Origin of the sequence: Ruixingdingia sedimenti (assembly GCF_031432425.1) — a bacterium.
Classification (GTDB): domain Bacteria; phylum Pseudomonadota; class Alphaproteobacteria; order Rhodobacterales; family Rhodobacteraceae; genus Ruixingdingia; species Ruixingdingia sedimenti.
Window position 1 is genome coordinate 16,287 of the sequence record NZ_JAVKPH010000006.1, and the last position, 21,845, is coordinate 38,131.

Genomic DNA, 21,845 nt, shown 5'->3' on the forward strand with positions numbered 1-21,845 from the left:
ACCAGAGGAACCGATGCCCCAGGATCTGCCCGTGCTTCTTGTCGTCGGCGCGACCGGCAAACTCGGCCGTTTCCTGCGCGCGGCCTGGGGCGCGCATCCGCCCGCCGCCTTTCGCCCGCTGTGGCAAAGCCGCCGCCCGGTGGCGGGGGCGGGTTGGGTCGCATGGGATCCGCTGTCGGGCAATCCGATGCCGCGGGCGGATGCGGTGCTGATGCTGGCGGGCGTGACCGCCGGGCCGCCGGCCGCGCTGGCGCTGAACACCGCGCTGGCAGAGGCGGCCTGTGCCGCCGCCGCGCGGGTGGGGGCGGGGCGGGTCTTTCTGGCCTCCTCGCTCGCCGTCTATGGTGCGACCGATGCCGGGCCGGCGACCGAGGCCGCGCCCCCCGCCCCCCTGCGCCCCTATGGACAGGCGAAATGCACGATGGAATCGGCCGCCGCCGCCTGGCGGGCAGAGGCCGGGCCGGGGGCGCCCGCCGTCACCGTGCTGCGCATCGGCAATGTGGTGGGGGCGGATGCGCTGGCGCCCGCGCTGGCGTCGCGGCGGCGGGTGACGCTGGACCGTTTTCCCGGCGGGGGCGGGCCGGTGCGGTCCTATATCGGGCCGGGTAGCCTTGCCGGGGTGCTGGCGCGGCTGACCGCCCGCGCGGTGGCGGGTGCGGCCCTGCCCGAGGTGCTGAACCTTGCGGCACCCGGGGGCGTGGCGATGGCCGATCTGGCCGGTGCGGCGGGGTTGCCCGTGGTCTGGCAGCCCGCACCCGCGGGCGCGATCGAAAACGCGGTGATGGATGTCACCCGCCTGATGGCGCTGGCCCCGCTGCCGCCCGGCGCCAGCCACCCCGCCGCCATGCTGGCCGAACTTCATGCGCTGACGGCGGAACCCGCCGCATGACCCCGGCCAAGCGCGCCTTCGACATCATCGTGGCGTTGGTGTTGATGGCGGTGCTGGCGCTGCCCTTCGGCCTGCTGCTGCTGGTGCTGCTGGCGACCGAGGGGCGGCCGCTGTTCTATGTCTCGGAACGCATGCGCGCGCCGGGGCGGCCCTTCCTGCTGTGGAAACTGCGCACCATGCGCGCCGACCCCGGCGATGCGGGCGTATCGGGCGGGCACAAGGCGGCGCGGGTCACGCGGGCGGGGCGGTTCCTGCGGCGCACGCGGCTGGACGAGGTGCCGCAGCTGTGGAACGTGCTGAAGGGGGACATGAGCTTTGTCGGCCCGCGCCCGCCCCTGCGCGCCTATGTCGAACGTTTCCCCGACCTTTACGCGCAGGTGCTGCGGTCGCGCCCCGGGGTCACGGGGCTGGCGAGCCTGCATTTCCACCGGCACGAGGAATGGCTTCTGGCCCGCTGCGCCACGCCAGAGGAAACCGACGCCACCTATGCCCGCCGCTGCGTGCCGCGCAAGGCGCGGCTGGACCTGATCTATCAGCGCCGGCGCAATCTTTGCCTCGACATGGCGCTGATGTGGCAGACGGCGGCGCGGGTGCTGCCGGGGCGGCGGCGGTGACAGCGCAGGCAGGTTTCCGCCGCGGCGCGTGGCCCTGCTGCCGCAGCGCGGCGCCTTGCCGCGCGAGGGCTTGCCCTGCGCCGCCCCCTGCCCCTAGAGTGGCCCAAAATCCGAGGTCCTTTGCATGCCCGTTCCTTTCCGGCGCCTGATCCCGCCCGCCGCCGCGCTGCTGGCCCTGGCGCCCGTGGGGGCCTGGGCGCAGACGCTCAATTTCTACGGGGTCACGGGGCTGGTCGACATGCCCTCGGCCGAGATGCAGCCGGATGGCGAACTGTCGGCCAATATCGGCTGGTTCGGCCCCACCCTGCGCAACACGCTGACCTTCCAGATCACCCCGCGGTTGCAGGGCAGCTTCCGCTACAGCGGCGTGGACGGGCTGGCGATCGGGGGCTTCGGGCCGAACGATGTGTATTACGACCGCAGCTTCGACCTGCGCTTCCGCCTGCTGGACGAAGGCCGCTACATGCCCGCCGTCACCATCGGCTTGCAGGATTTCATCGGCACGGGGCAGTTTTCGGGCGAATACATCGTCGCCACCAAGTCCCTCACCCCGCGGGTGAAGGTGACGGGGGGCGTGGGGTGGGGGCGGCTCGGGTCGTATGAAAGCTTCGGGTCCACCGGCACGCGCCCGCCGCCGGATACCGGCCGGGGCGGCAAGCCCAACACGGGGCAGTGGTTCCGCGGCCCGGCGGCGCTGTTCGGCGGCGTGGAATGGCAGGTGAACGACCGTCTGGGGCTGAAGGTCGAATATTCCTCCGACGCCTATGACCTGGAAGAACGGCAGGGCATCTTCAAACACCGCAGCCCGCTGAACTTCGGCGCAGAATACCAGCTGACGGACTCTGTGCGCCTCGGGGCCTATTACCTGTACGGGTCGGAACTGGGGCTGGCCGCGCATATCGCGCTGAACCCGCGCAACCGGCCCACCAAGGGCGTCACCGGCCCCGCCGCCCGCGCGGTGGTGCCGCGCCCCGACCGGCGCGCCGATCCCGACGCCTGGTCGCCCGAATGGACGGCGCAGCAGGGCGCCCCGGCGATCCTGCGCAGCAATCTGGAAAAGCGGCTGGCCGAAGACGGGCTGGCGGTCGAGGCGCTGGCGGTCAGCGGCACGCGCGCCGAACTCTGGCTGCGCAACCCGCGCTATGACGCGGGCGCGCAGGCGATCGGCCGGGCGGCGCGGGCGCTGACGGCGGTGATGCCGGCCTCTGTCGAGGTGTTCGAGATCGTGCCGGTGGTCGATGGCATGCCGCTGTCCAAGGTGCGGCTGCGCCGGTCGGACATCGAGGCGCTGGAACATGCCCCCGCCAATGCCGCCGGCCTGCGCGCACGGGCGGAAATCGTGGACAACCCCCGCCGCCCCGCCGGCGCGCAGAACGGCACCGGCACCTATCCGGCGCTGTCCTGGTCCATCTCGCCCTATTCGCGGCTGAGCTATTTCGACCCCGACGCCCCCGTCCGCGGCGATCTGGGCCTGCGCTTTGCCGGCCGGGTGGACATCGCGCCGGGGCTGGTGCTGTCGGGGGCGATCACGCAGAAGGTGGCGGGCAATCTCGACAAGTACAGCCGGGTGTCGGATTCGGTTCTGCCACATGTGCGCACCGACGGCTATCTGTACGACCGCGAGGATACGCAGCTCGAAAAGCTGACGCTCGCCTGGTACAGCCGCCCGGGGACGAACCTCTATGGCCGCGTGACCGCGGGTTATCTGGAACGGATGTTCGGGGGCGTGTCGGCCGAACTGCTGTGGAAGCCGGTGGACAGCCGCCTCGCGCTCGGGGCAGAGGTCAACTATGCCCGTCAGCGCGATTTCGACCAGAGGTTCGGGTTCCAGAACTATTCCGTCGTGACCGGGCATGTGTCGGCCTATTACGCCTTCGACAACGGCTTCCACGGGCAGGTGGACGTGGGCCGCTATCTGGCCGGCGACTGGGGCGCGACGGTCGCGCTCGACCGCGAATTCGCCAATGGCTGGCGCGTGGGCGCCTTTGCCACGCTGACGGACGTGTCGTTCAACGATTTCGGCGAGGGATCGTTCGACAAGGGCATCCGGGTGACGATCCCGCTCAACTGGGCCATCGGCACGCCGACACGCGCGCAATCCACCGCCGTGCTGCGCCCGGTGCAGCGTGACGGCGGCGCGCGGCTGGCGGTCGACGGGCGGCTTTACGAAACCGTGCGCGAATATCACACCCAGGGCCTCGACGCCCAGTGGGGGAGGGTCTGGCGATGACCGGCGGCAATCGGATGCGTCTGGCACTGGCCGGCGCGGTGGTGGCGCTGGCGGCGGGCTGTTCCTCGGACCGCGGCCACCAGCAACAGGGCGAGGGGCTGCGCATCGCGGTGCAGACGGTGCGGGGCATCGGCCAGCCGCGCGCGGCCGCGCCGACCGGCGTGCCTGCCGGGCTGACGCGCGCGGCCATCGACGGATCGCCCCTGCCGCTGCTGATGGCGACGATCGAGGCGACGGGGGCCACCGCGGTCCTCGGCCTGTCGAACACCAATGCGGGCACACAGAGCTATGCGACCTCCGACCGGGTGGTGATCACGCTACGCGACGGGGTGGTGATCTCCACCGCCGGTTTCGGGCCGGACCTGCGGTCCTCTGCCGGGCCCACGGGGCGGCAGGTGGCGGCGGGGGCGGGCGCCACGCGGCGGGTGCACGACTACCTCGACGGGACCGACACGATGTTCCAGGTCGCGCTCGACTGCACACTGGCGCCCGGGGGCAGCGAAACCGTGACCCTGTTCGAACGCGCCTATGCCACCCGGATCGTGACGGAAACCTGCGCGAACGGCGTCCAGAACCGCTACTGGATCGAGGGCAGCGGCAAGATCAGGCAATCGCGCCAGTGGATCGGCGCGGATCTGGGCTATCTGAAGATCGCCGATCTTTCCCGCTAGGCGCGGCAGGATTTCGTTTTGCCGCGCGCCCGGTCGTGCTAGCATCGGCCATCCGCGCGCAACCCGGAAGGAGTGACCAGATGAAGAAGACCCCGATTCTAGCCGCCGTGGCTCTGGTGGCGGCCACATCGCTGGCGCAGGCCGGCGGCCCGGTGATCATCCCCGCCGAACCCGAACCCGCCCCGCCGGTTCTGGCCCCGGTGTCGAGCTTTGGCCCCGGTGCGACCGCGCTGGCCGTGATCGGCGCTGTCGCCGTGATCGCCGCGATCGCGTCGAACAACGATTCCTCGTCCTCGACCACCGCTGTGGCCTCGGCCGCCGCACGCTGATCCCGGGTGTGGGTTTTTTGCGACTTTCCGCGCGTGTATTGCGTGTAGGGCCATTGCGGCTTTCATCGCATGCGGAAAGATGCTAGCCAGAACCCCAAGGCACCTTCGATGGAGAGGATTATGAAAAAGACTTCGGCTTTTGTCGCCGCCCTGATGGTTGCGGGCTCTGTTTCCGCCGCTTTCGCCGGCGGCCCGGTGATCGTTGCCGCCGAACCCGAACCCGCCCCGCCGGTTCTGGCCCCGGTGTCGAGCTTCGGCCCCGGCGCGACCGCGCTGGCCGTGATCGGCGGCGTTGCCGTCATCGCCGCGATCGCGTCGAACAACGATTCCTCGACGTCGACCACCGCCGCCCAGTGATCGCCGTCTGGCGTTATGCACTTGAAAAAGCTGGCGAAAGCCAGCTTTTTCTTTTTATGCCCTGACGGTATGGCCGGCCTCTATTCCCTTCTGTCCGAAGTCTGGCGCCTGATGGGCAGCCGGCATCTGGGCCTGATCTCTGCCGGGGTCGCCTTTTTCGGCATCCTTGCGGTGTTTCCCGCGCTGGCGGCGCTGATCGCCATCTGGGGCTTTTTCGCCGATCCGCTGGAAGTGTCGCGCCAGTTGCAGGAACTGGCCGAATTCCTGCCGGCAGAGGCATTCGACATCCTGCGCAACCAGACCGAGGCGCTGGTCCAGGCCAACACCAGCCGGTTCGGCTGGACCACCGCGCTGTCGCTTGGCGCTGCGCTGTGGTCGGCGCGGGCGGGGGTGGCGGCGCTGGTGCAGGGGATCAACGCCATCTTCGGGCTGGAAAACCGGGGCGGCGTCCTGCATCAGGTGACGGCGCTGGTGCTGACGGTGGCCTTCGTCGGATCGGCGCTGATGGCGCTGGCGGCGGGGATCGTCCTGCCGGTGGTGCTGGCCTTCGTGCCGCTCGGCCCGTTCGAGGCGGGGTTGATCACGCTGGTGCAATGGGCGATCGCGCCCGCCGCCACGGTGCTGGGAATCGGGATGGCCTACCGCTATGGCCCCAACGTCCCGGGCGCGCGGCCGCGGCTGTTCAGCCCGGGGCTGTGGCTGGCGGTGGCGCTGTGGCTGGCGGCCTCGCAGGCGTTTTCGGTCTATCTGACCAATTTCGGCAACTACAACCAGATCTACGGATCCATCGGCGCGGTGGTGGCGCTGATGATGTGGCTCTACATCAGCGCCTATGCGGTGCTGATCGGCGCGGCGCTGAACGCCGCCCTGGCCGCGCGGCGGGCCGGTACGCCCTGAGGGGGATCAAGCACCAAGCCGGGCCGGGCGGGAACAGGAAACGCACCGCGTTTCCCCCGCCCGTCGCGCGGCGGTGCCGTGAGAGACGGAGATGCCGGGAATAACGGAGAGGCCAGCGCCTGCCCCGGCGGGCGAGAAGCGCCCGCCATGGGCGGGGCGGGCGCTGGCCGGGGGCTTGGGGCCCCCGGCCGGGATAGTGGCACCCGCAGGATGTGGCGAAGGCACGCGCCTTCGCCAGACAAAGCGGCGGGATTGGTTGTCTAGTAATCCCGTTCGTAGAAGATCCCGACGCCGGTTTCGCCGTCCGACGCCGCCGACCCCCGCACCGTCACATTGCGGCTGACGTCGAGGTTCAGCGTCACCTCGCTGGTGCCGTCGCTTTCGAACATCACATCGGCATAGAGGTTCTCGGACAGGTATTTCCCCACCCGGAGCGAGGTTTCCCCCGTCGCGCTGGTGCCCACGTCGAGATCGTCGAGCCCGAAGGACCGCCGCAGCCGGTCGATGATCCCCGCGCCGCCCTTGCCGGTCAGCGTCGCCACCGCCGAGGCCAGCTGCGCCGCCTGGAACGCCGTCAGCGTCTGCAACCCGCGCCCGAACAGCAGTTGCGCCACCACCTCTTCCTGCGGCAGTTCGGGGGACGAGGTGAAGCTGATCACCGGTTCGTCCGCCGGGCCATCGACGCGGATCGTGGCGGTCACATCCTCGGTCTGGGTGGTGGCGGCGAGTTCGACATAGGGCACGAACCGGCCCTCGAGCCGCACATTGCCCTCGGTCAAATCAAACCGCTTGCCCAGAAGATCCAGCCGCCCGCGGATCAGCGTGAACCCGCCCGAAGGCGCGATCGCCGCCGTGGTGCCCGACAGATACACCGACCCGCCCAGTTCGGCATCCAGCCCCCGGCCGCGGATGAACACCCGGTTGGGCGCGTCGATGGTCAGGTCGAGCCCATAGGGCCGCGCCGCCGCGCCGCCCCCGCCATCCTGCCCGCTGTCCAGCAGCCCCGCGCGCGCCCGGGTCGCGCGCCCCGCGGCCGGTTCGCGCAGGTGGCGCATTTCCGGGATCGCCGTGACCCCGCCGAGCCCGGTCGAGGGGATGCGCAGTTCCGTCACCCCCAGTTCCACCCGGCCAGAGATCATCGCCCCCCCCGCCAAGGGCCCGTTGACGCGCAAGGCGCCGCTCGCCTCGGTGGAATAGAGGTTGGGGTCGCGCAGGCGAAGGCCCGTCAGCGTGATCGCAAGATCGCCGGCATAGGGCGCGGTCAGCGCCACCGGCCCGCGCGCGGCCACCGTGCCGCCGGTTTCCAGCCCCGCGCGCGCATCCACCTGCGCCCGCCCGCCCGCCATGTCCACCGTGACATCCACCCCGGTGAAGGCCAGCGGCGGGCTGGTCAGCGTCACCCGCCCCCCGCGCAGGGCCACCTGCCCCGACAGCGCCGCCAGCCCCGGGGGGCCGTTCAGCGCCAGATCGAACCGCAGCGGGCCGCGCATCGCCACCGGGCCGGTAAAGGCATTGGCCAGCGCCGCATCGGCCTGCCCATTGATCCGCAGGTCGGCGCGGCTGAAATCGGCCGCGGCACTGCCCGCGACCGTCGCCGCGATCCCGCCGGGGCCGTTGGCGCGCACGTCGATCAGGATCGACTCGCCCTCGTCGTTCACCGTGCCCTCCACGGTCAGCGGCCCGGGCACACCCGGCACCACCACCGCCAGATCCGCCAGCCGCGCCGACAGGTTCACCCGCCGGCCGGCATCGCCCGCCTCTGCCGTCGCCTCTGCCGTCAGGCGCGCGCCGTCCAGGCGGAAGGCATCCACCTTCACCGCCCCGCCCGCCGTGCGGCGCACCTGCAACCGCAGGTCGGAATCGCCGGCCAGAACGCGGTCCGCCTCCGGCTGGCCAAGGCGCAGGTCGCTGGCGCGAGCGGTCAGCGACAGGTGATCCTCGCCCTCGCGCAGGGCATATTCCGCCTGCGCCTCGACCGCGCCGCCGAAACCGCCGCCGGCGGCCGACAGGTCGGGCAGGCGGGCGGTGGCGGTCAGCGCGCGCCCGGGTTCGTCGAGCCGCCCGCTGGCGGTCAGGTTCAGATGGTCGCCCGCAATCGCCGCCCGGTCGAGCGTCAGGGCATCGCCCTGCCGGTGCAGCGCCGCGTCGATGCTGATCGGGCCGCGCAGCAGGCCATCCACCTGCGCCACGCCGATGCGCAGGTCGGCGCCGGTGGCCGCCAGCGTCACCCGTTCCTGTCCGCCCGGCCCCTGCACCCGCAGATCCGCCCGCAGGCTGCCGCCGTATCGGGGGCCGAGCGCCGCCAGATCCGCCAGCGCCGCGCGCAGCGTCAGGTCCGACCCCGCGCTGCGCAGCCAGCCGCGGCCCGTCGCCTCGAACCCCCTGGCATTGGCGGTCAGGCTGCGGATTTCCAGCCCTTCGGTCCCGCGCGCGGCGGACAGGTGCACGGTGCTGTCGCCCGCCAGAACCCGGTCGAGTTCGGCCACATCCACCCGCAGCCCGTTGCCCGCCACATCCGTCGTCAGGTCGAACGCACCCGACAGCGGCGCATACCAGCCCGCCACATCGACCCGCCCGCGCCCGGCCAGATCGCGCCCGGCAAGGCCAGACAGCCGCGCGAAATCGGCCATCTGCGCGCTGAGCATGGTTTCCACGCGGGTTTCCCCGTCCGGCGGGCTGTCCAGCGCGATGCGGCCGGAAAGTTCATACCCCTCGCCCGTGACCGCCAGCCGCGACAGGCGCAGCTTGCCGCCCGTCGACCAGGAAAAGAGCGTCTGGCCGCTGATCGCGGCGCCCACCGCCTGCGCCAGCGCGGGATCGGCGGGGGCGATGCCTTCCGCCGCCAGCCGCAGCGTACCGCCGACCGTGGCGCCCTCGGGCAGCCGCGCGATCCGGCCGTTGCCAGCAAGCGTCACCGATTGCAGCCGCAGGTCGGGACGGTCCAGCCCCTCGACCGCGCCGGAAAGCCGCCAGCCGTCGCCCCGCGCGGCGTCGAAGGCGAAGGTCAGGTCGGCCGCATTCACCCGCATCGGCACGCCCGAACTGGGCAACAGCACCGGCCCGCCGTCGGCCGCGGCGATCCGCAACCGCAGGTCCAGCCGTTCGGGCACGCCATCCGCGGCCACCCGCGCCTGACCCTGCACCCGCAACTGCGCTGCGGCGATGTCGAGCCGGTCGAGCTGCACCGCGCCCAGGGGCGTGCGGCGGCCCTCGGCCACCAGCGCCACGTCGTTGCCAAAGAAATCGCGGTATTCCGGCAGGAGCAGCGGCGCCACATCGCCGCGCAGATCGAGGGCGAAGGTGCTCGCCCCCTCGACCGCGCGCAGCGCGACCAGCCCTGCCAGCCGGTCCTGTCCGTCGGTGGCCAGCCGGATGTCGGCGGTGTAATCCTCAAGCGGCCCTTCGCCCTGCACCGACAGCGTCAGCGCAGGCGCGCCGGGCAGGCCCATCAGCGTGCCGGCGATGCCGCCCGCGGCCTCTTCCAGCGCCAGCGACAGGCGCAGGACACGGGTTTCATTGGCGAAACCGCCATCGAACGACAGCCGTGCCTCCGGCCCGTCGGTGCGGGTGATGTCGAGTTTCGCATTGCCCTCGCCCCCGGCCAGATCGGCGCTGCCCTCGACGCGGAAGGTGGCGGCGATGCCCATCACCGGCGCGCCCAAATCCACCTTTTCGGCCAGAATCTGGCCGATGCGCACCGAAATCGGCAGGTCGGGCAGGGAAAACGGCACGGCCTCCGGCGTGGGGGCCTCGGGGTCGCCGGTGTCGGGCAGGCGGGGCAGCAGGATTTCCTCGGCCCGCAGGGTCTCTACCTCCAGCCGCCCGGTCAGCAGGGCCCTGCGGCTCCAGTCCAGTTCCAGCCCGCGCAGGGTGATCCAGACGCCGTGGTCGTCGGCGATGGTCATTTCCCGGATCGTCGCGCGCGAGGACAGCGCGCCCTCGAACCCCTCGATCCGCACCGCCCGGCCGGCGCCGGACAGGTTGTCCTCGATCAGCCGGGTGAGGAAACCGCGGTCGTCCTCCTGCGCGGTGGCGAGAAGGGGGAAGACGCAGAACAGGACGGCGAGGAGGAAACGCATCAGAAGGCCTGCCCGATACCGATGTAGATCTGTGCGCCCTTGCCGGTGTTGCCGCCCGCAGGCGCGCCCACGTCCAGCCGGATCGGGCCGATGCCGGTGGCATAGCGCACCCCCAGCCCCGCGCCCGCGTGCCAGTCGGCGGACCCGCCGAACCCGTCCGCGCCGACGCGGCCATAGTCGTAAAAGGCCACCACGCCGATCCTGTCCGTCACCTTCACCCGCGCCTCGACCGAGGCGCCGAGGAACGCGGTGCCCCCCGTGCGCTGGCCCGGCAGGACGTTGACGCCGAGCGACTGGTAGGGCTGGCCGCGCACGGTGCCGCCGCCGCCGGAATAGAACAGATAGTCCCGCGACGTCCGCGCGATCGCCGCGCCCATGACCGCGCCCACCTGCAACCGGCCCGCCAGCACCACCCGTTCGCCAAGCGCCCGGTAGATGCGCCCGTCGGCCACCAGCCGCGCGCCGCTGTCGGTGGTGCCGAAGCCGACGAAGGGGGCCAGTTCGGCATCCAGATAGGTCCCGCGCGTCGCATCGGTCTTGCTGTCGCGCCGGTCCCACAGCACGCCGAGCGGCATCCGCAGGTTCTTGAACGTGGTCTTGCCCAGACTGTCGCGCACCACCGAATAGCGGTAGTCGAGCCCCGCCCGCGCCGTCAGTTCGTTGCTGAACATATGCGAAAAGCCGAAGCCGATCTCGCCCGCGTCCTCGGTATAATCCTCTTCGGCCAGCCGCCCGACCTTGGCGCGCAGGTTCAGCGTCGTGTCCGGGGTCAGGGTCGCCGGCCGGTCATAGGTGGCGCCGAGCGAATAGTCGGTGCCCGACCGCTGCCCGCCGATCTGGGCGATCTCGGCGTCGAACCGCAGCCGTTCGGCCCCGCCCAGAAGGTTGCGGTGCAGCCAGTAGCCCGACAGCGTCAGCCCCTCGAAACTGGCCAGTTCGACGCCCGCGCCGATGCGCCGGGGCGCCTCTTCGATCAGCGCCGCCTGCATGTCGAGCGTCGCGCCGGGGCCGAGCCGTTCGTTTTCGGTCAGCGCGACGGACCGGAACACCCCCGTGCGCCGCAGCCGGTCGGCCACGCGGTCCACCTCTTCGGGGTCATAGACCTCGCCCGTGGGAAAGCCCGCGATCTTGTGCAGCCGCGCCGGGCGCACGTTGTCGGACCCGCTGAAGGAAAGATGCCCGAACCGCACCAGCGGGCCGGGGGCCAGCCCCAACCGCGCATCCACCCGCCGCGCGCCGTGATCGGCCACGATGTCCTGCCGCACGGTCGCGGCCTTGGCATGGCCCGCATGGCGCCAGCCGTCGATGGCGGCCTCGTTCGCGGCGCGGATCGCGTCGGAATAGGCCACGCCGCCGGGCACGAAATCCTCCGGCAACTCGGTTTCGGGGGCCAGCGGCCCGACCTCTGCCCGTCCGAAGGTGAAGCGCGGCCCCGGGTCTACCGTGATCTGGACCCGCCCGATGGATTGCGGCGCGTTCAGCGGCGCGATGCCCGCGGCCTCGCGCCCGTCGAGGCGGATGTTGATCACGCCGGAATAATGCCCCGCGGCATAGAGCGTGCCCAGAAGCCGCGCGTAATCGGCCTGCGCGGCGGCGAACATGTCCTGCGGTTCCAGCCGTTTTTCGCGTTCGGCCTGCAACACCAGCGAGGCCCCGCGCAGGTCGTCGGTCAGATCCTCGTCGGCGCTGCGGACATCGAACCCGACGGGGTCGAGCGCACCGGCCGGCGTCGCGACGGCAAGCGCCGCGATACAGGCCAGAACCAGTCTTTCGCGTCCGGCCACCGCAAACCCTCCGTCGAAATCATTCTGGTCACTTTGACATGGGTCATGGCGGGGGGCAATGCGATGGCGTGGCGACGCGGGGGAAAGCCGCGCACCAATCCCGCCCCGAACCTGTTGTCAGGCAAGGGCGCGGAAGGCCCCGAGCCAGCCGAGCCCGGCCAGCGTATCGCCCCCGCGCGGGCGGTATTCGGCGCCGAAGGGGCCGTGCCAGCGCAGCGCCGGCAGAAGCGTGCGATAGTCCACCGTGCCGGTATCGGGTTCGCCCCGGTCGGGGACGCCCGCGAACTGCACATGGCCCACCACATCGCGCGTGCGGGCAAAGGCGGCCCCAACATCGCCATGGATGCGCGCGATGTGATAGCAGTCGTACATCAGCCGCAGGTTCGCCCGCCCCACCGCCGCGATGATGGAAAGCGCGTGGTCGAGGCTGGCGAGGTGATAGCCCGGCGCGTCATGGGGGTTCAGCGGCTCGATCAGCACCGTCAGCCCCTGCGGCGCCGCCAGATCGCAGGCATGGGCCAGATTGGCGCGGAACGTATCTTCCGCCCCCGCAGCACCTTGGGAATAGCCGGCCATCACATGCACCGCCCCCGCGCCCGCCGCCACGGCATAGTCCACCGCCTGCGCGATCCCCGCCCGCGCCGCCGCGATGCGCCCCGGCACCGCGGCCAGCCCGAATTCCCCCGCCGCACGGTCGCCCGGCGGGGTGTTCAGGCTGATCACCGGCAGCCCCGCCGCGGCCAGATCGGCGGGCGGCGTGTCATAGGGAAAATGGCATTCGACCGCATCGAACCCCGCCCGCCGGGCCGCCGCCACCGCATCCGGCAGCGGCATCCCGGTGAACAGGAACCCCAGATTGGCCGAAAACCGCAGGCTCAGAACGACAGTTCCCGGTCGCCCGCGGCGTCGCGGATGCGGCTCGGCAGGCCCATCGTGTTCAGCAGGTTGATGAAGGGCTTCGGGTCCAGTTCCTCGGCGTTCACCATCGTGCCCACATCCCATGTGCCCTGCGCCACAAGGATCGCCGCCGCCACCGGGGGCACGCCCGCGGTATAGCTGATGCCCTGACTGCCGACCTCCTCATAAGCCTCCTTGTGGTCGGCCACGTTGTAGATCAGCACCTCGGCCGGTTTGCCGTCCTTTTCGCCCTTCACCAGATCGGCGATGCAGGTCTTGCCGGTATAGCCGGGGGCGAGGCTCGCCGGATCGGGCAGCACCGCCTTGACGACCTTCAGCGGAATGACCTCCTGCCCCTCGGCCGTCCTGACCGGCTTTTCCGACAGAAGGCCGAGGTTGTTCAGCACCGTGAACACGTTGATGTAATGGTCGCCGAAGCCCATCCAGAACCGCACATCCGCCTGCGGATAGCGGGCGGCAAGGCTGTGCACCTCGTCATGCCCCGTCAGATATGCCTTCTGGTCGCCCACCACCGGCAGGGTCCAGGTCTTGCCGACCTCGAACATCCGGTTTTCCTGCCAGCCGCCCTTCTGCCAGCTGTAGACGGTGCCGGTGAATTCGCGGAAGTTGATCTCGGGGTCGAAATTGGTGGCGAAATACTTCCCGTGCGAACCGGCGTTGATGTCGATGATGTCGATGCTGTCGATCCGGTCCAGCATGCCCTCGGCCGCGCGGGCCCAGACGTTCACCACCCCGGGGTCGAACCCGATGCCAAGGATCGCCGTCACGCCCGCGTCCTTGCAGGCGTCGCGTTTCTTCCATTCATAGTTGCCGTACCACGGCGGGGTTTCGCAGATCTTCGCCGGATCCTCGTGGATCGCGGTGTCCATATAGGCCGCGCCGGTCGCGATGCAGGCGTCCAGCACATACATGTTCACGAAGGCGGACCCGACGTTGATCACGATCTGCGCGCCGGTGTCGCGGATCAGCGCGGCGACGGCGGCACTATCCATCGCATCCACGGCATGGGCCCTGAACACGCCCGGCACCTTCATCGCGCCCTTCGCCTGCACCGATGCGATGATCGCCTCGCATTTGGCGACGGTGCGCGAGGCGATGTGCAGATCCCCCAACAGGTCGTTGTGCTGCGCACATTTATGCGCGACGACCTGCGCCACGCCCCCGGCCCCGATGATGAGCACGTTCCGTTTCATCGCCAAACCTCCTTGCCAGCAGTCACGACAGGCTCGCCGCGTAGTCCTCGTATCCGAATGCCCGCGCGACGCGCACGGTGCCGTCCAGTTCCCGCACCGCGATGGCGGGCATCTTCACGCCGTTGAACCAGTTTTTCTTGACCATCGTGTAACCGGCCGCATCCTGGATCGACAGCCGGTCCCCGGCGCGCAACGGCGCCGCAAAGCGGTATTCGCCGAAGATGTCGCCGGCCAGGCACGACTTGCCGCAGACCATCCATTCATGGTCGCCCGCATCCGGTTCCACCCGCGCGGGCTGGCGGTAGATCAGCAGGTCGAGCATATGCGCCTCGATCGAACTGTCCACGATGGCAAGGTTCTTGCCGTTGAACAGCGTGTCCAGCACCGTCACCTCCAGCGTCGCCGCCCGCGTGATCGCGGCCTCGCCCGGTTCCAGATAGACCTGCACCCCGTTCTCGCCCGCGAACCGCTTCAGCCGTTCGGCCAGCCGGTCCAGCGGATAGCCCTCGCCGGTGAAATGGATCCCGCCGCCGAGGCTGATCCAGTCCATGCGGCGGATCAGATGGCCGAACCTTTGTTCGATATGGCCGAGCATGCGGTCGAACAGCTCGAAATCCGCATTCTCGCAGTTGTTGTGGAACATGAAGCCGCTGATGCGGTCCACCACCTTCTCGATCGCCCCGGGGTCATGTTCGCCAAGCCGCGAAAACGGCCGCGCCGGGTCCGCCAGATCGAAGGACGACGACGACACCCCGGGGTTGACCCGCAGCCCCTGCACCTTGCCCGCCGCGGCGGGGCCGAAACGGTCCAGCTGGCCGATGGTGTTGAAGATGATCTTGTCGCAATGGCCCACGACCTCTGCGATCTCGTTGTCGGCCCAGGCGACGGAATAGGCATGCGTCTCGCCCGGGAATTTCTCGCGCCCCAACCGCACCTCGTAAAGCGAGGATGAGGTCGTGCCGTCCATGTACTGCGCCATGAAGTCGAACACCGACCAGCTGGCGAAACATTTCAGCGCCAGCAGCGATTTCGCGCCGGACACCGCGCGCAGATGCGCGATCTTTTCCATGTTCGGCAGAAGCCGGGCCTTGTCGATCAGGTAATAGGGGGTGTCCAGCATCTCTGGCCCTTCCGCTGCACAAAGGGGTCAAAGCCGCAGGGCCATGCCCCGCGCGCGCCGCTGGTAGCGGAAACCCCCCCCGGGCTCAAGCCAAAACGGACCCGGGGTCAGGATCGGCGCCGCCCCGCTCCCCTTCATTTTCTGTCTGAAAATATCCCACGGGGGTGCGGGGGTGTGAAACCCCCGCCGCCGCGCCATCCCCCCGCGCAACGCCGGGTTCAGCGCCCCATCGCCCGCCGGAACGCCGGCCGCGCCACCATCATGTCGCGGAATGCCGCCAGCCGGGGTTCCCCGATCTCGAACCGGGCGACGCCGGCCCAGACCAGGCAATGGCCCAAAAGCACGTCGGGCACCGTCATCATGTCGCCCATCAGGAACGGCCCCTCGCCCATGCGCGCCACCAGCGTGCGGCAGTTGCGGGCGAATTCCCATTTCAGCGTGTCCTTCACCGCCGCGACCCGCCGCTCCTCGGGCAGGATGAAGCTGTGCCGCGCCGCGACCCAGAGCACGCCGTCGATCTCGTCCAGCAGGAAATGGGTCAGGCTGTCCTGCCGGGCGCGCGCGATGGTGCCCGCGGGGTGGGTCAGCGCGCCGTGGCGGTCGGCCAGGAACTGCATGATCGCCACCGAATCGATGATCGGCTCGCCCTCCGCCAGCAGCACCGGCACCTTGCCCGAGGGGTTGAAGGCGCGCACCGTATCCGACCAGACCTCTGCCGGGTCGTGTTCGTAGGGCTGGCCCAGTTCCTCCAGCATCCACAGCACGCGGCCCGTGCGGGTGTTCTTGGGGCCGATGACCTTGTACATGGTTTCCTCCCTTTCAGCGCGCCAGCGTCGCCAGCCGGATCAGCGCGCGTTCGACCAGCGCCATGTCGGGCGCCTTGGCGGCCGAGCGCAGCGTCAGGTCCGTTTCCACCAGCACCGCCAGCGCGGATTCGAGCCGCCGCATCCCCCAGTGCTGCGCCTGCCGCTGCATCCGGTCGCGCCGGGGCCCGAACACCGGCGGGCGCGCCCGCGCCAGCCCCGCGCCGGGCCCGCCCGGGTCGGAGGCTGCGGCATGCAGGGTGCGGAAATGGCGGGTGGCGTCGATGCAGATGCGCACGGCGTTGATGCCCTGCCCCTCGATCCGCCGCATCAGGGGGCCGATCTCGCGCAGCCGCGCCTCTGCCACCACATGCATCAGGTCGTCCAGTTCCGCCTCTATCGTCGCGGGGGCGCAGGCGGCGATGTCCTCGGGCGTCAGGGGGCTGTCATCGCCCCATTTGTACAGCCCGATCTTTTCCACCGTCTGACGGAAATCCCCGGGGTCGAGCACCTTGGCCAGCGTTTCCAGATCGCCCATCGCCGCGCGGTCGATAGTCTTCAGCCCCGCCTGCGCCAGTTCGGCCTCGATCTCCTCGCGCGACGGCGGATCGTCGTAAAGGCCCACGGCATAGGCATGGGGGGCGGATTCGAACGCCTTGCGCAGCGCCGATTTCGCCGTCAGCGATCCGGCCGTCACCACCAGCACCGCATCGCCCGGCCGCCAGTCGGCCAGCGCGCTGGCCAGCGGGGCGGCCACGGTGTCGTTTGCATCCTCCACGAACACCACGCGCGGGCCGGGAAAGAAGCCCTGCTCGCGCATCGCATCGCCCGCCGCCGCCGGATCGCGGCGCAGGTCGCCCGCCGCCATGCGCACCAGCCGCATTTCGGCCTCGCCCTGCGGCCCCACCAGTGCGGCGATCACCTGCTGGCGGCGCAGGGCCACGCGCATCGCATCGGCGCCATAGATCAGCAGCCCCGCCTTGCCCGGATCGGGCCGGGCGAAATAGCGCGCGGCCTCGGTCCCCGAAAGCTTCATGCCGCCCCCGTGGCCAGAAGCCGCGTCACGATCCGGTCGGCGAGGATGCGCATCAGGCGCACCCGCGCGTCCTCTTCCGCGGTCAGCGTGGCGACGGTGGACCCGGTGGCCGACCAGCCGGTGAAGCCCTCGACCCGCCCCTCGGCCACCACGGTGCCGGTGGCGCTTTCCGTCAGCCGGAAGGTGGCAGCACCCGTCATCGTATAGCGCGTGATCGCGCGCGACGGCGTGATGCCCGCGCCGATCTTTTCCGTGGTGACGGTATAATCCAGCGCATAGCGCGGCGCGGCGGCGCGGCCGAGCCGTTCTTCCAGCCGCACCACCAGTTCCCAGGCGTTTTCGTCGCGCGGTTCGGCCATCCGCACCGCGCCATGCAGCGCCGCCCCCGCACCGCCCGGCCCATAGGCCGGGGCAAAACCGCATGCCGCCAGGGGCAGCGCCCCCAGCATCAGCAACACGGTCCTGCGGTCAGACGACGACATTGACGATCCGGCCGGGCACGACGATCAGCTTCTTCGGCGCCTGCCCCGCGAGGAAGCGTATCACATCGGGGTCCGCCAGCACGATCTTTTCGACCTCTGCCGCAGGCATGTCCTTGGGCACCGTGACTTCGGCCCGCCGCTTGCCGTTGATCTGGATCGGCAGGGTCACGGCATCCTCGACCAGCAGCGCGGGGTCGGCCTTGGGCCATGCGGCCTGCGCCACCAGCCCTTCGCCCCCCAGCATCGACCAGACCTCTTCGGCCAGATGCGGCACCATGGGCGACATCAGCCGCGCCATGATCCGCAGCGCCTCGGCCCGCGCCTGCGCCGACGCGCCGGATTTGGCGATGGCGTTGGTCAGGGTGTAAAGGGCGGCGATGGCCTTGTTGAAGGCGAATCCCTCCACCCCCGCGGTCACATCGGCGATGGCGCGATGCGCGGCCTTGAGCACCGCGGCATCCTCTGCCCCCTCGCCGCCCTCTGCCGCGGCCACATCGGCGGCCAGCCGCCAGACGCGCGACAGATGCTTGTGCGCGGCCTCCGCCCCCGCGGCGGTCCATTCCACGTCGCGTTCGGGCGGGCTGTCCGACAGGATGAACCAGCGCGCGGTATCGGCGCCATAGGCGGCGATGATCGCCTCGGGGTCGACCACGTTCTTCTTGGATTTCGACATCTTGGCCGAGGGGATGGTATCGACCCTTTCCCCCGTCGCCTTCAGCGCGCCGTTTTCCACATCCTCGGGGTAGTGGTAGACGGGCCGCCCGTTCGCGTCGCGGGTCAGGTAGATCTCGTGCGTCACCATCCCTTGGGTGAACAGCGCATCGAAGGGTTCCACCGCCTTGGCGGGCAGGTGGCCGGTCTTGTGCATCGCCCGGGCGAAGAAGCGCGAATAAAGCAGGTGGAGGATCGCATGTTCGATCCCGCCGATATACTGGTCCACGTTCATCCAGTAATCGGCCTCGGCCGCATCGGTGGGCGTCGCCGCGCGCGGCGCGGTGAAGCGGGCATAGTACCAGGACGAATCGACGAAGGTGTCCATCGTGTCGGTTTCCCGCAGCGCGGGCTTGCCGCAGGCGGGGCAGGTGCAGTTGCGCCAGGTCGGGTGCCGGTCCAGCGGGTTGCCGGGCTTGTCGAAGCTGACATCCTCGGGCAGGCGGACGGGCAGGTTTTCCTTGGCCTCGGGCACCACGCCGCAGGCGTCGCAATGCACCACCGGGATCGGGCAGCCCCAGTACCGCTGGCGGCTGAGCCCCCAGTCCCGCAGGCGGTAGTTGGTGACGCCGCGACCGAGCCCGCGCGATTCGAACTGCGCGATGGCGGCATCCACCGCCGCCTCGCCGGTCTGTTCGGCCTCGCCCGCGAAACCGGCGACATAGCGCACCTTTTCGGTCTTGGGCGGCACGAAGGCCTCGTCCGCCACGGGCGCGCCGCCGTCCAGTGCCACGAACACGTCGCGGACCGGCAACCCGTACTTGCGCGCGAAATCCAGATCGCGCTGGTCATGCGCCGGGCAGCCGAAGATCGCGCCGGTGCCGTAGTCCATCAGGATGAAATTCGCCACATAGACCGGCAGTTCCCACGCCGGATCGAGGGGATGGCGCACACGCACGCCGGTATCCATCCCGCGCTTTTCCGCCTTTTCCAGCGCCTCTTCGCTGGTGCCGATGCGGCGGCATTCGGCGTTGAAGGCCGCCAGACCGGGGTTCGCGGCCTCCAGCGCCTTCGCCAGCGGGTGATCGGGCGATACCGCGCAGAAGCTCGCCCCCATCAACGTGTCGGGGCGGGTGGTGTAGACCTCGACCTTTTCGAAACCCGCGGGCGCGCCGATGGTGTCGAAGGCGAATTGCAGCCCGCGCGACCGGCCGATCCAGTTGGCCTGCATCAGGCGCACCTTTTCGGGCCAGTTGTCCAGCCCGTCGAGCGCGTCGAGCAGTTCCCCGGCATAGTCGGAAATGCGGAAGAACCACTGCGTCAGTTCCCGCCGTTCCACCACCGCGCCCGACCGCCAGCCCTTGCCGTCGATCACCTGTTCGTTGGCCAGCACCGTCATGTCCACCGGGTCCCAGTTGACGACGGCGTTCTTGCGGTAGACCAGCCCGGCTTGCAGCATGTCGAGGAACATCGCCTGCTGCTGGCCGTAATATTCCGGGTCGCAGGTCGCGAACTCGCGGCTCCAGTCGATCGACAGGCCGAGCGGCTTCATCTGCCCGCGCATGACCTTGATGTTGTCATAGGTCCAGGTGGCCGGATGCCCGCCGCGTTCCATCGCCGCGTTTTCCGCCGGCATCCCGAAGGCGTCCCAGCCCATCGGATGCAGCACCGAAAAGCCCTGCGCCGCCTTGTAGCGCGCCACCACGTCGCCCATCGTGTAGTTGCGCACATGCCCCATGTGGATGCGCCCGGAAGGGTAGGGGAACATCTCCAGCACATAGTACTTGGGCTTCGCCGTGTCGTGCCGCGCGGTGAACACGCCCCCCGCCTCCCATGCGGATTGCCAGCGGGGCTCTATCGTCGCGGGGGCGTAACGGGACATGGCGGGACCTTCTTCATGACAGCGCCGGGCGCCGACGATGCGGGCCCGGCGCGGTTATAGCTGCCGCAGCGGCGGAATCTAGTATCTCGAATCGCGCACGCGCAACTGGCGGGCGCGGGTCAGGATCGCATCCTCGATCGCGCGCAGCGTTTCGGGCGCCACCGCCGCGCCGCCCTGGCCCTGCACCGCGACGTTGAGCGAACGGGCATCCAGCGCCGGGTCGGACACGTAGATCGTCGCCCGGTAGGCGCGCCCGCCGCCCGGCGGCCGCCCGTAGCCGGTCGAGATCACGCCGGAAAACGGATCGACCGTTTCCACGGGCAGGAAGCTCAGCACATCCAGCGCGGCGTTCCACAGATAGCGGTTCACGCTGCCGCCGAGCGAGCCGTCGTCGCGCGCGCGCAACAGATCGCCCAGCTTTGCGCGCGGCGCGGTGTCGGGAACGCCCGTCGCCATCCGTGCGCCGCGTTCCTGCGCATCGAGGTTGATATAGTTGTCCAGGTCGATGCGCTGCTGGTCCGTCTGCGCCGGGGCCGGCTGCGGCGCCCGCGCGCGCGAGAAGGGGTTGAGGCTGCCGATGCCGCCGCCGCACCCTGCGACCGACGCCACGATACCGCCCAGAAGCACGAGGCGGGCAAGGCCGGAAAACTGCATACGTCTGCCCCCGTTCAGGTTTCGCAACTGTCTAGCCGAGCCTCCGGGGGGGAACAAGGCTTTTCCGGGCGGGGTCTGCGCGGGGGGGGCTGCCGCGACTGTGGCATCGCTGCACCATGCCGCCACCAGTTTCGCCACGGGGCGGCCAGACGATTGCAATCGAGGGGCAGGGGGGCGAAATAGGCAGCATTCCCAATTCGGATTTCCCTGAGTTGGGCGGCACCCTAGATACAACGAGGGAAAACGATGAAAAAAGTTCTTCTGGCCACCACGGCGCTGCTGATGACCGCCGGCGCGGCCGCCGCGGAAGTTACCTTCAACGGGAACGCCCGCTTCGGTCTGCAATACAACAGCGATCCGACCGTCGTCCCCCCGGGCGCTGCGTTCGACTCGAACATGCCGGTCGGCACCCGCGAAGCGACCCTTGAAAAGCGTCTGCGCTTCCAGGTGAACGCCTCGACCACCACCGACGGCGGTGTGACCCTCGGCGCGTTCCTGCGTCACCAGTCGGACGAAATGGGCGGCAACCGCGGCTTCTCGGGCGCCCGTCTGTATGCCGCCTACAACGGCCTGACCGTTGCCGTCGGCAACATCGAAGGCTCGATCGAATCGATGCCGGGCCTGTACTGGACCGCTGGCATGAGCCTCACCGGCCTGTCGTGGTCGGGCCTCGTCACCAACACCGTCGCCAAAGGCTACTTCGGCTGGGATGCGTACTCGTCCACCGGCAACGGCCCGGGCGGCCGCGAAGGCATCGAAGTGAAGTACACCATGGGTGACTTCACGGTGCACGCCTCGCACTCGTCGAACTCGCTGAGCGGCCTGGCCGGCAAAGTCGAGCGTTCGGCCATCTACGGCGCCTACAAGTTCTCGGGCTGGACCGTCGCTCTCGGCTACTCGGACAGCACCCTGAACACCGAAGACAAGCTGATCCTGCTCGTCGGCGGCAACATCGGTGACTACGGCGTCGGCTTCCAGGTTGCCGACAACGACGGCACCACCAAGATCGCCCTGAACGGCTCGGCCACCTTCGGCGCGACCACCGTGATGGCTTACGTCGCTGACGAAGACACCGCGGGCGTCGACACCGCCTACGGCCTCGGCGTGTCCTACAACCTCGGCGGCGGCGCCAAGCTGGTCGGCGGCGTGGAAAGCACCCCGTGGAACACCACCCGCGCCGACTTCGGTGTGAGCTTCAGCTTCTGATCCAACCGGATCATCGGCTAGGGGAAGAGCGGGCGAAAGCCCGCTCTTTT

The 21,845-nt window shown here is 69.9% G+C and carries 18 protein-coding genes; 8 read left to right on the forward strand and 10 right to left on the reverse strand.

The window, feature by feature from the left end; translation table 11 throughout:
* Positions 1-13: 13 nt before the first annotated feature.
* The 7 genes from RGD00_RS07180 to RGD00_RS07210 all read left to right on the forward strand — a co-directional run bounded on the left by RGD00_RS07180 (position 14) and on the right by RGD00_RS07210 (position 5,987).
* Positions 14-889, forward strand: a complete 876-nt coding sequence (locus RGD00_RS07180; RefSeq protein WP_310456629.1) for an NAD-dependent epimerase/dehydratase family protein — start codon at positions 14-16, stop codon at positions 887-889.
* Complete coding sequence (locus tag RGD00_RS07185; RefSeq protein WP_310456630.1) at positions 886-1,503, forward strand: sugar transferase; 618 nt, start codon at positions 886-888, stop codon at positions 1,501-1,503. The genes RGD00_RS07180 and RGD00_RS07185 overlap by 4 nt, the downstream gene beginning before the upstream one ends.
* A 124-nt stretch (positions 1,504-1,627) precedes the next feature.
* On the forward strand, positions 1,628-3,733 hold the full coding sequence (locus tag RGD00_RS07190; RefSeq protein ID WP_310456631.1) for a YjbH domain-containing protein: 2,106 nt from the start codon (positions 1,628-1,630) through the stop codon (positions 3,731-3,733).
* Complete coding sequence (locus tag RGD00_RS07195) at positions 3,730-4,404, forward strand: YjbF family lipoprotein (protein WP_310456632.1); 675 nt, start codon at positions 3,730-3,732, stop codon at positions 4,402-4,404. Before RGD00_RS07190 ends, RGD00_RS07195 begins: the two co-directional genes overlap by 4 nt.
* An 80-nt stretch (positions 4,405-4,484) precedes the next feature.
* The gene (locus RGD00_RS07200) at positions 4,485-4,733 is read left to right on the forward strand and encodes a hypothetical protein (RefSeq protein WP_310456633.1); all 249 of its coding nucleotides are present in this window, start codon (positions 4,485-4,487) and stop codon (positions 4,731-4,733) included.
* Between the two features lie 120 nt (positions 4,734-4,853).
* Entirely contained in the window at positions 4,854-5,090 is a 237-nt protein-coding gene (locus RGD00_RS07205; RefSeq protein WP_310456634.1) for a hypothetical protein, read from the forward strand.
* 69 nt (positions 5,091-5,159) lie between these two features.
* Positions 5,160-5,987, forward strand: coding sequence for a YihY/virulence factor BrkB family protein (locus RGD00_RS07210; protein WP_310456635.1), 828 nt, complete (start codon positions 5,160-5,162; stop codon positions 5,985-5,987).
* A 260-nt stretch (positions 5,988-6,247) separates the two neighbouring features.
* Here RGD00_RS07210 and RGD00_RS07215 read toward each other — a convergent pair whose 3' ends face one another.
* From RGD00_RS07215 to RGD00_RS07260, 10 genes are all read right to left on the reverse strand, one after another.
* The gene (locus RGD00_RS07215; RefSeq protein WP_310456636.1) at positions 6,248-10,066 is read right to left on the reverse strand and encodes a translocation/assembly module TamB domain-containing protein; all 3,819 of its coding nucleotides are present in this window, start codon (positions 10,064-10,066) and stop codon (positions 6,248-6,250) included.
* A complete protein-coding gene (locus RGD00_RS07220) occupies positions 10,066-11,850 on the reverse strand; it encodes an autotransporter assembly complex protein TamA (RefSeq protein WP_310456637.1) in 1,785 nt (594 codons plus the stop codon). Before RGD00_RS07220 ends, RGD00_RS07215 begins: the two co-directional genes overlap by 1 nt.
* 117 nt (positions 11,851-11,967) lie before the next feature.
* Positions 11,968-12,684 (reverse strand): hydroxypyruvate isomerase family protein, encoded by a 717-nt coding sequence (locus tag RGD00_RS07225; protein ID WP_310456638.1) that lies wholly within the window; start codon positions 12,682-12,684, stop codon positions 11,968-11,970.
* 41 nt (positions 12,685-12,725) lie between these two features.
* Positions 12,726-13,961 carry a saccharopine dehydrogenase family protein gene (locus RGD00_RS07230; RefSeq protein ID WP_310456639.1) on the reverse strand — a complete coding sequence of 412 codons (1,236 nt, stop codon included), beginning with the start codon at positions 13,959-13,961 and terminating at the stop codon, positions 12,726-12,728.
* A 22-nt stretch (positions 13,962-13,983) separates the two neighbouring features.
* Complete coding sequence (locus RGD00_RS07235) at positions 13,984-15,078, reverse strand: carboxynorspermidine decarboxylase (RefSeq protein ID WP_310456794.1); 1,095 nt, start codon at positions 15,076-15,078, stop codon at positions 13,984-13,986.
* Positions 15,079-15,299: 221 nt separating this feature from the next.
* Entirely contained in the window at positions 15,300-15,887 is a 588-nt protein-coding gene (locus tag RGD00_RS07240; protein WP_310456640.1) for a glutathione S-transferase family protein, read from the reverse strand.
* Between the two features lie 13 nt (positions 15,888-15,900).
* Positions 15,901-16,920: a DNA polymerase III subunit delta gene (gene holA / locus RGD00_RS07245; protein WP_310456641.1), complete on the reverse strand. Its 1,020-nt coding sequence runs from the start codon at positions 16,918-16,920 to the stop codon at positions 15,901-15,903.
* Positions 16,917-17,402 (reverse strand): LPS assembly lipoprotein LptE, encoded by a 486-nt coding sequence (gene lptE / locus RGD00_RS07250; RefSeq protein WP_310456642.1) that lies wholly within the window; start codon positions 17,400-17,402, stop codon positions 16,917-16,919. Before lptE ends, holA begins: the two co-directional genes overlap by 4 nt.
* On the reverse strand, positions 17,389-19,935 hold the full coding sequence (leuS, locus tag RGD00_RS07255) for a leucine--tRNA ligase (RefSeq protein ID WP_310456643.1): 2,547 nt from the start codon (positions 19,933-19,935) through the stop codon (positions 17,389-17,391). The genes lptE and leuS overlap by 14 nt, the downstream gene beginning before the upstream one ends.
* Positions 19,936-20,013: 78 nt before the next feature.
* Positions 20,014-20,589 carry a DUF3576 domain-containing protein gene (locus RGD00_RS07260; protein ID WP_310456644.1) on the reverse strand — a complete coding sequence of 192 codons (576 nt, stop codon included), beginning with the start codon at positions 20,587-20,589 and terminating at the stop codon, positions 20,014-20,016.
* Positions 20,590-20,835: 246 nt separating this feature from the next.
* Here RGD00_RS07260 and RGD00_RS07265 point away from each other — a divergent pair, with 246 nt between their 5' ends.
* Positions 20,836-21,795, forward strand: a complete 960-nt coding sequence (locus RGD00_RS07265) for a porin (protein ID WP_310456645.1) — start codon at positions 20,836-20,838, stop codon at positions 21,793-21,795.
* Positions 21,796-21,845: the final 50 nt, after the last annotated feature.

Coding starts and splice junctions, on each gene's coding strand:
- RGD00_RS07260 (WP_310456644.1), bottom strand. CDS start 20,589: ATGCAGTTTTCCGGCCTTGCCCGCCTCGTGCTTCTGGGCGGTATCGTG.
- RGD00_RS07265 (WP_310456645.1), top strand. CDS start 20,836: ATGAAAAAAGTTCTTCTGGCCACCACGGCGCTGCTGATGACCGCCGGC.
- RGD00_RS07230 (WP_310456639.1), bottom strand. CDS start 13,961: ATGAAACGGAACGTGCTCATCATCGGGGCCGGGGGCGTGGCGCAGGTC.
- RGD00_RS07190 (WP_310456631.1), top strand. CDS start 1,628: ATGCCCGTTCCTTTCCGGCGCCTGATCCCGCCCGCCGCCGCGCTGCTG.
- leuS (WP_310456643.1), bottom strand. CDS start 19,935: ATGTCCCGTTACGCCCCCGCGACGATAGAGCCCCGCTGGCAATCCGCA.
- lptE (WP_310456642.1), bottom strand. CDS start 17,402: ATGTCGTCGTCTGACCGCAGGACCGTGTTGCTGATGCTGGGGGCGCTG.
- RGD00_RS07195 (WP_310456632.1), top strand. CDS start 3,730: ATGACCGGCGGCAATCGGATGCGTCTGGCACTGGCCGGCGCGGTGGTG.
- RGD00_RS07180 (WP_310456629.1), top strand. CDS start 14: ATGCCCCAGGATCTGCCCGTGCTTCTTGTCGTCGGCGCGACCGGCAAA.
- RGD00_RS07215 (WP_310456636.1), bottom strand. CDS start 10,066: ATGCGTTTCCTCCTCGCCGTCCTGTTCTGCGTCTTCCCCCTTCTCGCC.
- RGD00_RS07240 (WP_310456640.1), bottom strand. CDS start 15,887: ATGTACAAGGTCATCGGCCCCAAGAACACCCGCACGGGCCGCGTGCTG.
- RGD00_RS07210 (WP_310456635.1), top strand. CDS start 5,160: ATGGCCGGCCTCTATTCCCTTCTGTCCGAAGTCTGGCGCCTGATGGGC.
- RGD00_RS07205 (WP_310456634.1), top strand. CDS start 4,854: ATGAAAAAGACTTCGGCTTTTGTCGCCGCCCTGATGGTTGCGGGCTCT.
- holA (WP_310456641.1), bottom strand. CDS start 16,920: ATGAAGCTTTCGGGGACCGAGGCCGCGCGCTATTTCGCCCGGCCCGAT.
- RGD00_RS07200 (WP_310456633.1), top strand. CDS start 4,485: ATGAAGAAGACCCCGATTCTAGCCGCCGTGGCTCTGGTGGCGGCCACA.
- RGD00_RS07225 (WP_310456638.1), bottom strand. CDS start 12,684: ATGCCGCTGCCGGATGCGGTGGCGGCGGCCCGGCGGGCGGGGTTCGAT.
- RGD00_RS07185 (WP_310456630.1), top strand. CDS start 886: ATGACCCCGGCCAAGCGCGCCTTCGACATCATCGTGGCGTTGGTGTTG.